The organism is Leisingera sp. M527 (assembly GCF_025141525.1).
Classification (GTDB): domain Bacteria; phylum Pseudomonadota; class Alphaproteobacteria; order Rhodobacterales; family Rhodobacteraceae; genus Leisingera.
Genome location: NZ_CP081037.1, coordinates 1,531,981 through 1,544,726, shown reverse-complemented (window position 1 = coordinate 1,544,726; position 12,746 = coordinate 1,531,981). Strand labels below are relative to the sequence as shown.

General features: G+C 60.2%; 10 protein-coding genes. 6 read left to right on the top strand and 4 right to left on the bottom strand.

The window, feature by feature from the left end; all coding sequences use genetic code 11:
• Nucleotides 1-18 precede the first annotated feature (18 nt).
• Together K3555_RS07725 and K3555_RS07720 are read left to right on the top strand one after the other, a co-directional pair.
• Nucleotides 19-1,026: an ornithine cyclodeaminase family protein gene (locus tag K3555_RS07725; RefSeq protein ID WP_259998563.1), complete on the top strand. Its 1,008-nt coding sequence runs from the start codon at nt 19-21 to the stop codon at nt 1,024-1,026.
• Nucleotide 1,027: 1 nt separating this feature from the next.
• Entirely contained in the window at nt 1,028-2,548 is a 1,521-nt protein-coding gene (locus K3555_RS07720; RefSeq protein ID WP_260008033.1) for an aromatic amino acid ammonia-lyase, read from the top strand.
• Between the two features lie 228 nt (nt 2,549-2,776).
• Here K3555_RS07720 and K3555_RS07715 read toward each other — a convergent pair whose 3' ends face one another.
• From K3555_RS07715 to K3555_RS07705, 3 genes are all read right to left on the bottom strand, one after another.
• On the bottom strand, nt 2,777-5,731 hold the full coding sequence (locus K3555_RS07715) for an SdrD B-like domain-containing protein (RefSeq protein ID WP_260008032.1): 2,955 nt from the start codon (nt 5,729-5,731) through the stop codon (nt 2,777-2,779).
• 529 nt (nt 5,732-6,260) lie between these two features.
• Complete coding sequence (locus K3555_RS07710; RefSeq protein WP_260008031.1) at nt 6,261-8,744, bottom strand: PAS domain-containing hybrid sensor histidine kinase/response regulator; 2,484 nt, start codon at nt 8,742-8,744, stop codon at nt 6,261-6,263.
• A gap of 25 nt (nt 8,745-8,769) precedes the next feature.
• Nucleotides 8,770-9,267 carry a molybdopterin-dependent oxidoreductase gene (locus K3555_RS07705; RefSeq protein ID WP_260008030.1) on the bottom strand — a complete coding sequence of 166 codons (498 nt, stop codon included), beginning with the start codon at nt 9,265-9,267 and terminating at the stop codon, nt 8,770-8,772.
• Between the two features lie 321 nt (nt 9,268-9,588).
• Between K3555_RS07705 and K3555_RS07700 the strand changes: the two genes are divergently transcribed.
• Nucleotides 9,589-10,203, top strand: coding sequence for a response regulator transcription factor (locus K3555_RS07700; RefSeq protein WP_260008511.1), 615 nt, complete (start codon nt 9,589-9,591; stop codon nt 10,201-10,203).
• Between the two features lie 36 nt (nt 10,204-10,239).
• On the opposite strand, the gene K3555_RS07695 is transcribed toward K3555_RS07700, so the two are convergent.
• The gene (locus K3555_RS07695) at nt 10,240-11,469 is read right to left on the bottom strand and encodes a cytochrome P450 (RefSeq protein WP_260008028.1); all 1,230 of its coding nucleotides are present in this window, start codon (nt 11,467-11,469) and stop codon (nt 10,240-10,242) included.
• 163 nt (nt 11,470-11,632) lie between these two features.
• Here K3555_RS07695 and K3555_RS07690 point away from each other — a divergent pair, with 163 nt between their 5' ends.
• The 3 genes from K3555_RS07690 to K3555_RS07680 all read left to right on the top strand — a co-directional run bounded on the left by K3555_RS07690 (nt 11,633) and on the right by K3555_RS07680 (nt 12,710).
• Nucleotides 11,633-11,962 (top strand): TfoX/Sxy family protein, encoded by a 330-nt coding sequence (locus K3555_RS07690; protein WP_260008027.1) that lies wholly within the window; start codon nt 11,633-11,635, stop codon nt 11,960-11,962.
• 69 nt (nt 11,963-12,031) lie between these two features.
• Entirely contained in the window at nt 12,032-12,202 is a 171-nt protein-coding gene (locus K3555_RS07685) for a YqaE/Pmp3 family membrane protein (RefSeq protein ID WP_129371167.1), read from the top strand.
• Entirely contained in the window at nt 12,195-12,710 is a 516-nt protein-coding gene (locus tag K3555_RS07680; protein WP_260008026.1) for a DUF4112 domain-containing protein, read from the top strand. Before K3555_RS07685 ends, K3555_RS07680 begins: the two co-directional genes overlap by 8 nt.
• The last annotated feature ends 36 nt before the right edge of the window (nt 12,711-12,746 follow it).

Below are 12,746 nucleotides of genomic sequence, written 5' to 3'. Positions count from 1 at the left end.
AAAACGGGAGTGACGGACATGGCGCGCATGGAGATCGAATACCTGGGACAGCCGGAAGTGGACCGGGTGGCGCTTAGCAATGACGACATACTGGATGCGGTTGAGCAGACTTTGGTTGCAGCCGGCCGGAACAAAACCGTCATTGAGCCGCGGATGCATCTGACGCCGGATCCGGCGTTCAACGGGCACTTCAATGTGCTGCGCGGATATGTGGCGCCGCTGGACTATGCAGGCGTCAAGATCGTGGGGGATTACGTCGACAATTACAAACAGGGCCTGCCGTCCGAGCTGGCGCTTTTGAACCTGTTTTGCCCCAGAACCGGGGCACCGCGCGCCGTGATCGACGCCGCAGGCATTACCGATATGCGCACCGGTGCGCTGACGGCCCTGGGCGCCAAATGGCTGGGGCCGAAGACCCCGAAGATCCTGGGCCATGTCGGGGCGCGCGGCACTTCCTACTGGAATGTGCGGCTGCTGGATCATCTGTTCGATTTCGAGGAAATCCGCATCCATTCGCGGCGCCCCGAAAGCAGGGAGGCCTTTGCCGAACGGCTGCGCCAGGATCTGGGGAAAGACGTGACCGTGACCACAAGCTGGCAAAGCTGCCTGGAGGGCGCTGATATTCTGGTCGAGGCAACGCGGCTCAGCACCCCTGCCCCGATGTTTAACCGGGCCTGGGTCAAGCCGGGTGCCTTTGTGGTGCCTTACGGAACCATGAGCACCCTGCCGCTGGATTTTATCGAGGGTTTTGACAAGCTTGTCATGGATGATCTGGGGCAGATGCGCGCCGGGCATCTGGGGGCGCTGAGACCGCATATCGATGCAGGGCTGGTCAGCGAAGAGACGTTTTATGCCGAGATCGGCGAAATCGCCGCAGGAGTGAAGCCGGGACGCGAAGCGGACAGCGAAACCATTCTGTTCTGGCACCGCGGCATGTCCACAAGCGATATCGCCCTTGGGGCAAAGATATTGGAGCGCGCCAGAGAGCTGGGGATCGTTCAAAACCTGCTGTACCGGGATGCCTGACATGAAAACGCTAAGACTGGATGGCGCGTCGCTGACGGTTGAGGATCTTGACAGGGCCGCGCATGGGAACTGGCAGCTGGACCTCGCTCCGGAAGGGCTTGCCAGAATGAGCCGGACACATGCGCTGGTCGCGCGGGCCATCGCAGGAAAAATCCCGGTTTACGGTGTGACAACCGGATTGGGCGCGCGGGCGACCGAGGTACTAGGCGCAGACGCACTCGCCGATTTTTCACTGCAGACGCTGCGGGGGCGTGCCCATGCCATCGGGACATTAGCTGCGCCCGAAGTGGTGCGGGCAGGGTTGATCGTCCGGCTGAACACGATGCTTGGCGGGTACAGTGCAGCCCGGCCCGAGGTCGCCCGGCATATCGCCACCTGCTTGAATGCGGGTCTTGTCCCGGTGACTGGTTCTGTGGGGTCAATCGGTGCGGCGGATCTGGTGCTGAATGCCGCAACCGGGCTTGCACTGATCGGCGAAGGCGAGATGTATGGCAGCGACGGCAGCATCTGCCCCAGCGCCGAATTGATGCAGGCACATGGGATTACGCCCTTAAAGCTAGCGCCGCGCGACGGGCTGGCGCTGGCCAACCACTCCTGTGCAACTGCCGCCAGGGCCGCGCTGACCGTGTCCAAAGCCGCAACCGCCTTTGAAGCGGTGCAGACTTCTGCCGCGATGTCGATGGAAGGGTTCCGGGCGAATACCGGCCCTTTGGACGAAACCATTTTGTCCATCAAGCCCCACCCCGGCCATCTAAAGGCAGCAGCGGGCCTGCGCAACCGGCTGGCTGGCAGTGCGCTGTTGGAATCCGGCCAGGCCCGGCGCCTGCAGGATCCGCTGTCGTTCCGCAATGTTGCGCAGATCCATGGCACGGCCAAAACTGCTCTGGACCGGGCCATGGGCTGCGTGCAAATCGAGATCAGCAGCGCCAGCGACAATCCGGTTGCCCTGGCCGAACACGAGAAAATGGTGTCTTGCGGCGCCTATTTCACATCCGAGATTACCAGTGCCACCGAAACCCTAAGCCGGTCATTTGTCCCGTTGGCAATGGCACAGCTTGCCCGCGCCGCCAAACTTCTGAACCCCGAATTCAGCGGTTTGCCCAGTTTTCTGGCAATGTCGGACAGCGCATCCAACGGGTTCGCCTCGGTCATGAAGGTAGCCGAATCCCTGGTGGCCGACATCGCGCATGCCGCCCAATCGGTGCCGGTTTGGCCCAGCGTGAATGCAAATGGAGTGGAGGATTGCCTGACAGGTTCCCCAGCCGCCGTCAGCGCGCTGGACAGGATCGCTGACAATGTCTTTCACCTGACGTCGATTGAATTGCTGATTGCCTGCCAAGCGATAGAGCTTCGCAAAGGCAGCGGCAATTGCGGCGGGTTTCTTGCTGGTATGAGCAATCAGGTCCGAAAGATCTCGCCCGCGCTGCGCGAGGACCGGCCGCTTGCCAAAGATACCGAGCACCTGTCAGCCGCCCTGAAAGAAAAACGTATCGCTTTCTGCCCCCCTGGCGCAAGCGGATGAACGCTTCAGATGCGGCGGCCTGATTGCAAAAGCACGATCCGGCCAGCAATCAGCCCTGCCCAGGTGACGCCCGCTTTTGGAGTGGTGACTTCGGACATGGCTGAAATCTGCGGGGGCCGCTTTTGCAATTACTCTCGCCGCGGCTGCGTATACCAAACGGTATAGGTGTTTTTTGAAGCCTGAAGCGCGGCAAGGATTTATTGCCGCGCCTCATTTTTGATCAAGCCCCTACGCGAAAGTAAGGTCGATATTTTCAATATTTGCGATATCCAACGCAATTGTTGAGAAGCTGTAGCTTGAGGCGACACCATTGGTGTCATCTGCATTTGCAGCCAGCGACATCAGATAAGCGTCAACTTCCACTTGCATCGCAGCAAAGTCCGCAGCAGCCACCTGCACCTCAAGCGTATCGATACCTGACTGCCCGTCGATCAGATCGCGCACGCCATCCGCCTGGAAGTCGCGCCAGACAAAAACGTCATCGCCATCACCGCCAAAGGCCATATCCGCGCCCTCACCGATACGATTGATTTCATCATCACCCTGGCCTGCAAAAATCATTTCGCTTCCGGCATTGCCGTCGATCGTGTCATTGCCGGCGCCCGCGAAAATGAAATCATCGCCTGGATTGGCGCTGATGTCGTCGTCGCCATCGCCGCCCAGGATCTGGTCGTTATCTCCGCTGCCGGAAATCTCGTCATTGCCGCTGCCGCCGGAAATGAGATCATTACCAAGATTGCCCGACAGATCGTCATCGCCTTCACCGCCAATGATTGTATCGTCACCGGCCGATCCCAGGACAGTGTCATTGCCGCCTGCACCGTCGATGCCATCATTGCCACCCCGGCCCGTGATGGAATCATTGCCGCTGCCGCCGATTATGACGTCATCCAGGCCTGAGCCCTCAAAGGTTTCGCCCCCGTCGCCCAGCACCACAGCACCCGGCGCCGATGCATCCGGAGCCGCAATATCACCCAGCAGAAGTTCAGCCGTCGCCATCCGGCCCTGGCTGTCAACAACGGTATAGCTCACAACGTCAAATCCACCGGTTGCTTCCGCAGTGGCGGTGTAGGTGATCTGACCGTCCGGCTCGACTGACGCCGTGCCAAACTGCCCGTCGGTAACGGACATGACAACTGGCGTGCCGGGGGCCTGACCTGGATTGTCATTGGCCAGCACATCAACACTCACGCTGCCGTTCAGCGCTGGCAAATCAGCCGCGTCATCACTGGCCGAGAGGAGCAAGGACGAAACTAAAACGTCCTGATCGTCAAACCGCAGCAGCTCCATATCAATCAACAGGTCTTCACCATCCGGCCCCGTCACTGTGAGCGAGCTTCCGTCTTGCGTATTCAGTGCGACCGAGTAGTCCGCGGCCGCACCGCTGAAGACTGCAATGTCGAAATCAAGGCCGCCGTCAATCGTATCATTGCCTGCGCCTCCGATGGCGGTATCATTGCCACCGGCAAGGTCGATGGTGTCGTTGCCGCCACGCGCATCGACCCAATCGTCGCCAGAAAACGCACGGATGCTGTCGTCGGTATCGCAGCCGATAAGCACATCATTAACACGCGACTGGCCGTCAATGCGTCCGCAGGGCCGGATGCCAGCGTCGATGTCTTCGATAGTTTCGCCTTTTCGGATTTCAATAATCTCAACCTTGCCGGACATATTTACATCAGAGTCGACTGTATCGTCGCCCCCCTGGTCCTGAGCAACGAATCCAAAGCCGTCGATCTCGGCAAAGAAGACTTCATAAGAACCCGGCTCCAGGTCGGTGAACGAATAAAGCCCGTCACCGTCTGTGCTTGTGGTGAAAACCTCGCCCGTATCAAGGTTGGTCAAAGTGACTTCTGCGCCGGCCACGCCTGGTTCGCCATTGTCGGTGTCACTGCCATCGGTATCCTCGAAATACCGGCCCGAGAGCGAACCCGGCTGGGGGTCGACAACACCAAGGTCGATATCAGATTCCGTGTTTGCCCCGACAGTGATCACGCCCGACATGCCGTTTTCATCAACATCTGAATCGACCGCGTCGTCCGAACCGGCGTCCTGAATGGTGAATTCGGTGCCGTCAGGCGCCACACCCATGATCTTGTAATCACCGGGTTCGATGCCGTCGAACCGGTAGTTCCCTTCGGCATCGGTGGTCGTTGTGGCAACAACCATGCCGCCGGCATCAAGCAGCTTGATCGTGACATCAGCCTTGCCCGGCTCCGAGACCATTTCCTGCTGGTCCTGGCCTTCGAGAACGATGTTATCGATGCGCACATATTCGTAGCCATCGCCCTTGGTCTTGATGGTGATGTCTTCCCCATTGCTGATGGCAACATCCTTGATGACATAGGTTGAAAAGCCGCCATCATTCGACCCGCCGCCGTCTGAATCGGCATCCAGCCGGATTGCTTCGACCAACTGACCATCCACTTTCAGCTTGATCGTGCTTTGGCCGTCGTTTTCATCCTGCACGCGTATCTTTACGTCATAGACACCGGTTTTGCCGTCAAAGGTGGTGCACAGCGTGCCGTAGCAGCCTGCATAAGCCAGCTTGACAAGCTCACCGCCGGACGCCTGGTTACCGTCCACCGTCTTAAAGCCGCTCTTGTGCATATTCTCGGCTTCGATCGTGTAATCGCAACCTGGGATGGTGGCCACCTCCCCGTTAATGCCGTCGCAATCCAAATCGCAAAAAACGGTTCCCGAAATGGATCCCGTTTCAATCTTGTCACCCGCGCCAAGGCATTTGTAGTCAACCCAGTTGCCTTTGACGCCGCAGGTCTTGACCACTGTCAATTCAACCCCGGCCGGGGGAACATCATTGTAAAAGGTGAAATAGTCTTCGCCCTCACCCGGGGCGTCATGGCCTTCGATCTCGATTTCGATCAGATAGTAGGTATTGCCGTCCGAGCCTTTCAGGACGTGATAGCTTTCGGCATACATCTTCCCGCCTGCCGGTTCACCATCGACATAAGCGTTTTGGCCGTACCTGTCATCCGCGCGCTCGTTTCTGTAATAGTCACCCGACAAAAAATAGTCGTTGTCTTTTGTGGACAGGCATACCGTGGCACTTGCCGGCATGCTGAAGGTGTCACCGTACCCAAAGCTGGATCCATTTCCTCCTTGATCCAAAAGATCTGCTTCGGTAAATGCAGTCCATTCGTAATTCCGGTAGCTATAGGTCACTTTCACTTCCCCCGATCAGGCGCAACTCGTTACAAAAAACGCCCCAGGGTTCAGCCCGGCTTCCTGGCCTCGGAAACCTCAATTCACAATACAGACGATCCACGGGAACCGGCTTCAAACGAAACCGGCTGCGGCTCTTACTGCGCAATGAAAGTTGTTTTTCTCGGCCATTTGCGGCTCAGTCTGTCCCCAAGGCAGCGTGTTTTCCCCATTCTTGGCCACCGGAAACAACACCCCGCTCCTGGCAGCCACCTTCTAAACTAAAGCGCAATTTTTTTTGTCAATGGGAAAAGTATCCGGCCGGTTGCACAGAACAATAGAGCGTCACTCCAAATGCGGCCGGAGCCTTGTCAAACATGCTTTAAAAACAACCTCTATCCGCCGTAACAAACCGGCCTTCCAATCGCTGCCAAGGGCCGAAAAAAGAACACCGCAAAAGCGGATCCCAATCTATCTTCCGGATCAAATCGGACCGGGTGCGGTACATCCGGCGGATTCCGCCCCATCAGCCGCTGGCACGTAAACCGGTTTACACGTGCAAATGCGGGGCCAGAACCAGTGCTGCGCTGGCCCAGGCCTGCTGGAATAGCGCAACCGGAGGCTTCCCCCCTTCTTCCGCCGTCTCGATCGCAAGCATCGCCGCGCGCAGGCCGGACAGGCCCAGAACTGCCGCCGACCCTGCCAGCCGGTGCGCCTCCTTGCGCTGGCCATCGTCGAGAACCGCGCAACCCTGCAGCCCGTCCTGGAGCTGATTTACCTCCTCGCAAAAGGAAGCCAGAAAGCTGCGTGCCCGGTCTTGCCCAAGGGCTTCAAAAAACTGGTGGATGTCCGACTGCATTCCGGGCAGCACCTTGACCCCGCTGCCTGCCCGGCGGTCTATCACTTCAGCCAGTTCAGCCTTATTGGCCGGTTTGGTCAGAACTTCGGCAAACCCGGCATCCAGAATGCGGGCGTGGTCCTCCGCGGCGGCATGTGCGGTGAGCGCCACAATGTCGGTGCCCTCGGCCAGCTGCTGGGCGCGGATCCGGCGCAGTGCCTCGATCCCGTCCACCTGCGGCATGCTGATGTCCATCAGAATCAGATCGAACCGCCCCCCTTCTGCCGCCTGTACAGCCTCGGCACCACCTGGCACAGCCGTCACCTGATGCCCCTCCTGGCGCAGCATCGTGGCTAGAAGCTCGCGGTTGATGTCGTTGTCCTCGGCGATCAGCAGACGGCAGGCGCCGTTCCGGCAGGGTCTGTCCCGTGCTGCTTGGCGCGGCGGCGCCTTGGCCGCCGGTAACACCAGTGAGATGGTGAACAGGCTGCCTTCACCCAGCTCGCTTTCGCAGGCAATCGTGCCGCTCATGGCCTGCACCAGGCGCTTGGTGATTGCCAGTCCCAGCCCCGTGCCCTCGCTGCCGCGGCCATAGCTGGAATCCAGAGTGATGAAATCTTCGAAAATCCGGTCAAGGTCGCCGGGCGCGATGCCTTGGCCGGTGTCCGCGACATGGAATTCCACCGTCTCCCCGTCCGGCAGCCGCATCACATCCACGCTCACCGCGCCATCGCTGGTGAACTTCAAAGCGTTGCCAATCAGGTTCAAAAGCACCTGCTGCACGGCGCGCGGCCGCCCGGCCACCACCGGCTTGCCGCCAAGGCTGCAGTGCAGCGACAGATCGATCCCCCTGCCCTTGGCGCTGGCCTGCTGGCTTTCCACCAGACCGCTGATAAGCTCCTCCAGATCAAAGATCCGCCGTTTCTCTGTATCGGCGCCGGCCTCCAGCCGCGACAGCTCCAGCACGTCATTCACATGCTGCAGCAGCAAGCCGCCCGAAACCCGCATCGCCTGCAAGTAGCGGCGCTGCTCCGGTGTCGGTTCGGTTCCCTCGATCAGGTCGATGGCCCCCAGAACCCCGGTCAGCGGGGTGCGCATCTCGTGGCTCATCACCGTCAGCAGGTTTTGCTTGGCGCGCTCGCCGGCCAGTGCGTCGTCCCGCGCCCGCCGCAATTCTTCTTCCGCAGCGATCCGCTCGGAGATGTCGCGCAGGAAGCCGACAAAGACCAGTTCATTTCCCGATTGGCTGACCGAAACCGACAGCTCGACCGGGAACAATTCGCCGGACTTGCGCCGCGCTTCCAGCTGCAGCCGGCCTTTGCCGGCCACCTGCGCCTCACCGGTTTGCAGAAACCGTTTCATGCCGGCCTGATGCGCCTCTTGCAGGTGGTCCGGCACAATCAGGCTGACCATCTGCTGGCCCATGGCCTCAGCCTTGCTGTAGCCGAACACCGACTCCGCCGCCCCGTTGAAGGCAAGAATACTGCCGTCCGCACCGACCACCAGGATCGCATCCAGCGAGGAGGCAATCATCGCCTCCATCCGCGCGGCAGAGCGGCTGCGCTCCACTGCCAGCCTGCGGCCTTTACGGTAGAGCCGCCCAAGCAGCAGCGCCGCCAGCGCCAGCGCCAGCACCAGGGCCAGCACCACCCAGCCCAGACGCGCCAGGATGGTGAACAGTTTCAGCCGCTTATCCTTGGAATCCTCCACCTGCAGCACGACACCAAACAATGCAAGTTCACGCACATCACCGCTGTTTTGCACCAGTTCGGCGGCAAGCTCCGGCAGGCTGCCCAGCAACGGCCGGCTGCCACTGTCAACAACCGCCGCCATGCGGTCCAGCCGGTCCTGCATCTGCTGCAGCAGGGCTGCACCTGCCGGGCTTTGGCGCAAATCTTCAAACAGCGGGCTTTCGCGGAAGGTGGCAATCCGGCTGTAGTAGATATCGAACTGACGCCGCAGCCGGCGCAGATCCCCGGGCGCGCTGGCCGTCAGGACCGCCGCCTCCAGCTTGAGATGCTCAACTTCGGCCTGGGACAGGTTCCATTGCATATTGTCGGTTGCCGCGGTCGACAGCCCGCCCAGTTGCTGCAGCACCTGATGCCCCAGCCGCACAGACTGCGCTGCCAGCGCCGCCGCAATCGCCAGCACCAGCGCCAATACCCAGCGCGGCATCGTTGGAAATCCGCGCAGCATCACCTGACTGCTCCCTGCCCGCCATTCACGGCTGAATTACGATCCGGTCCAGTTGCCAAATACTGCGCGAAAAGACTTCTTCGGTGCGGTAAGCCGGGTTGCTGTCATAAGGGTACACCACCCATAGCGGCCCCTTGTTGCGCAGGGACATTTCCGCACCGTTGCGCTCAAAGGCAACAATCGGGCCGCCTTCAACCGCATCCGCAACAGGGATTTCCACCGCATAGTCATTCACCGCATAAGCTACAAGCCGCCCGCTGCTGACATCCATCCGCCCCACCAGAACAGCCAGCGGCACGCCGGTGAATTGCTGCGGCCCGGTGGTCCAGATGGTCTCCGTCTCAAAGGTGACCGGAGCCAGCGCACGCAGATCCTCGATCGTGTATTGCACCGCAGGTTCCGCCGCGCCCTCCACGCCCACCGACAGCAGCACCGGTTGCGCCTCATCCGCAATACCTGCGGCTGCACAAGCCATGACTGCAAGCGAAGCCAAGGCCGCGACCTGCGAAATCAACCCACTCATTCCAGCACTCCTCTTTTAAGGCAGTCTCCACAACAACTGGGCAAAGCATGGCATATCCGCTCGCCCCGAAAACCGGCACCTGAGGATAGGTTCATGACCTTTCGTATAGGGTGCACAACCGCCAGAGTAGCGCCAACACCCTAATGTTGGCTTACCGGAGACCGTCAGAACGTCGTAATATCAATAAAATTTCCAGCACACGCAAAGGATCAGCAGCAGATGTTCACATCCCAGACCAGCCCGCAATCCAAGGTTGACAGTTTTGAAACCCTTGTCGCTGTAGACTGGGACCGGGAAATAAAGAACAGGTCTAGTGGCTACATGCGCATTTTGCTGGCAGACGATCATGATATGGTCCGCGAAACAATCTCCGCCTACCTCAAATCCGAGGGCGGTGCTGAGGTCGCTTTGGCGACGGATCTGCCTGGTGCGATCTCGCAGATTTGCGAACAGGGCCCCTACGACCTTGTGCTGCTTGACTTCAACATGCCCGGCATGATGGGGCTCGACGGCCTGACCAAGGCGCTTGAGGCCAATGGCGGCAAGGGCGTGGCCATTCTGTCCGGCAGCGCGCCCGCCCGCACCGCGCAGGAGGCCCTGGATGCCGGCGCCATCGGGTTCATCCCCAAGACCATGGGCGCGCAGTCCCTGCTGAATGCCGTGCGCTTCATGAGCGCGGGAGAGATCTACGTGCCCGTCAATCTGATGCGCGAAGACGCCTCGGCCAGCACCCATCCGCTGGCTGAAAAACTCAGCCCGCGCGAATTGGAAGTGCTGAACGGATTGTGCCGCGGCTTGTCGAACAAGGAAATCGCCCGCGAGCTGGAGTTGCAGGAAGTGACGATCAAACTGCACGTGCGCACGCTTTGCCGCAAGCTGGAGGCCAAGAACCGGACCCAGGCCGCCCTGACCGCCAAGGAGGCCGGACTGTTCTGAGCCGGCCAGCCTGACAGCGCCCCTGTTGACCCTTTTTCACTCCATTTCCGCCGGCAGCGCCGCATAGCCGCGAAAGCGGATTCGCCCGCCCGGCACCCGGCCAGTCAGCAGGCGATAGCCAGGGAAACGGTGCAGCAGGCGTTCAATGGCAATCCTCCCCTCCAGCCGTGCCAGCGTCAGCCCAACGCAGACATGCGGCCCGCCGGCAAAGGCCAGATGCCGGTTCGGCGTCCGGGACACATCAAAGACACCGGGCTTTTCAAACACCTCCGGATCGCGGTTCGCCGCCCCGATCAGCAGATGCAAGTTGGTCCCCGCAGAGACTTTCATTCCGCCGAATTCCACATCCGCTGTGGTTTCCCGGTTGCCCAGCTGATTGGGCGACCGGACACGCAGAACCTCCTCGATGGCAGGCTTGATCAGCTCCGGCTGCTGCAGCAGCCGGAGCTTTTCGTCCGGATGGTCATTCAGCAGCGCCAGCCCGTTGCCGATCAGGTTGGTGGTCGTCTCGTGACCTGCATTCAGGATAAAGATACAATTCTGGATCAGCTCAACCTCGCTGAGGGCGCCATCCGCCCCCTCGCCGTTGATCAGCCGTGTCAGCACGTCGGTCTCAATGTCCCCTGGTTTGGCCCGCCGCCGGGCGATCAAATCCTGCAGGTAGGCCTTGAACTCCTCCACCGCCTGGTGCCCTGCGGCCAATTGATCAGCATTCAGCGCAGGCTCCAGCGCCCCCAGGATAGCCAGAGACCAGTCACGCAGCGGCGCCCGCTCCGCCATCGGCACATCCAGCAGGTTGCCGATAATCTGGATTGGAATGGAGGCGGCAAAATCCTCGATCAGGTCCACATTGGCTGCGCCCGCCATTCTGTCCAGCAAGCGGTCAACCGTCTCAACCAGCCCCGGCTCCATCCGGGCAATTGCCCGCGGAGTCAGCGCCGAGGTCATGATCCTGCGCACCCGCGTGTGCAGCGGCGGATCGGAAAACACCAAGGAGGTGGTGTGATGTTCAAACAACGGCGACCCCGCGCCGAATTTTGGCGCAAAAGCTTTCTTCTTGTCCGAGGAAAACAGCGTGGTGTCCCGGTAGACCCTGTCCAGATCGGCATGGCGGCAGACCAGCAGCGACCCATCCGGCTGCGGCAGCACCGGCGCCTCGCGCAGCAAGGCATCGTAAAAGGGAAAGGGATCCTCCAGGAACCCCTCCGGCGGGTTCGCCAGGTTAAACTCCTTAATATTCACAGATACTTGCTGTCCACTGCCCATCTGACACCCTCCCACTGGCCTTTCCGGTCAGCGTTTCCGCAGGAAATGCGACTGTCAATCCGCCATTGCGGCAAGAAACCCAGCGTCAGGACGCCGCCGCACAATTCGCGAAAAGGCAGGATTGCAGCGTGACATCGGCGCAAGGAGCCGCTAGAAACAAAACATGAACACACCGATTTCTTCCATCCGAAACCTTGGCCCCGCGTATGAGGACGCCTGCCAACGGGCCGGAATTTCTTCGGCCGAGGATCTGCGTGCCATCGGCGCTGATGCGGCCTATGCCAAACTGCTGAAAACCGGTACCCGGCCGCATTTCATCGGCTACTACGTGCTGGTGATGGCGCTGCAGGGGCGGCCTTGGAATGATTGCAAGGGCAAGGAAAAAGAAGAGCTTCGCCAGCGCTTTGATGAGATCAAGGCCAACAGCTTTGATACCCATCAAGCAGCTTTCGAGGCAACCTTGGACATGATCGGCGTTGTCGCGCGCAAATAGCTGGATGGAACCAAATGGGGTATCCGGGGGTTGGGTCATCAACAGGGCACTAACCAAAGGAGATCCTTGATGGACCTGATCCGGATTATTTTTGCAGTCATCCTGCCGCCGCTTGGCGTATTCTTGCAGGTCGGCCTGGGCAAGCATTTCTGGCTGAATATCCTGCTGACGATCCTCGGCTATATTCCGGGCATCGTGCACGCTGTCTGGATTATCGCAAAGACGCCTGAACATGCCTGACACAGCGCATCACGAACACCGCCTGCAATCATTGCAGCGCCTGGCACACCGCATGGACCGCGCATTCCGCATTCCCTTGATCGGAACGCGGATCGGCTGGGACAGCATTCTGGGTCTCATCCCGGGCGTGGGCGACGCGGTGGCGCTGCTGCCTGCGGGCTATATCCTACTCTCGGGCCATCGCATGGGTGCTTCAAAGGGAACGCTGGTGCGCATGGCCGCCAACATCGGTATTGATGCGCTTGTTGGCACGATCCCGCTGGCCGGCGATCTTTTTGACATTGGCTGGAAGGCCAATACCCGCAACGTCGCCCTGCTGCGCCGCCACCTGGAACAATCAGCCGCGCCGGATGAGCCTTTGGCAAAACGTCTTGCGCGGCGCGGCTTTTCCAACCTGATCGCGCCGAAGGACTTGGCAGTCTTCAGCCGCTTCGCCACGCGGAAACGTCCCCCCAGACCGCGCAACCGGCAGCACAGCGGGCTTAAAACCGCTTTCTCTGACTCATAAAAAAACCGCGCCAGTTGCCCGGCGCGGCCTTCAGTC

What these genes read in the sequence shown, in the direction of transcription:
- K3555_RS07725 (WP_259998563.1), top strand. Translation starts at nt 19, where the DNA reads ATGGCGCGCATGGAGATCGAATACCTGGGACAGCCGGAAGTGGACCGG.
- K3555_RS07720 (WP_260008033.1), top strand. Translation starts at nt 1,028, where the DNA reads ATGAAAACGCTAAGACTGGATGGCGCGTCGCTGACGGTTGAGGATCTT.
- K3555_RS07710 (WP_260008031.1), bottom strand. Translation starts at nt 8,744, where the DNA reads ATGCTGCGCGGATTTCCAACGATGCCGCGCTGGGTATTGGCGCTGGTG.
- K3555_RS07705 (WP_260008030.1), bottom strand. Translation starts at nt 9,267, where the DNA reads ATGAGTGGGTTGATTTCGCAGGTCGCGGCCTTGGCTTCGCTTGCAGTC.
- K3555_RS07700 (WP_260008511.1), top strand. Translation starts at nt 9,589, where the DNA reads ATGCGCATTTTGCTGGCAGACGATCATGATATGGTCCGCGAAACAATC.
- K3555_RS07695 (WP_260008028.1), bottom strand. Translation starts at nt 11,469, where the DNA reads ATGGGCAGTGGACAGCAAGTATCTGTGAATATTAAGGAGTTTAACCTG.
- K3555_RS07690 (WP_260008027.1), top strand. Translation starts at nt 11,633, where the DNA reads ATGAACACACCGATTTCTTCCATCCGAAACCTTGGCCCCGCGTATGAG.
- K3555_RS07685 (WP_129371167.1), top strand. Translation starts at nt 12,032, where the DNA reads ATGGACCTGATCCGGATTATTTTTGCAGTCATCCTGCCGCCGCTTGGC.
- K3555_RS07680 (WP_260008026.1), top strand. Translation starts at nt 12,195, where the DNA reads ATGCCTGACACAGCGCATCACGAACACCGCCTGCAATCATTGCAGCGC.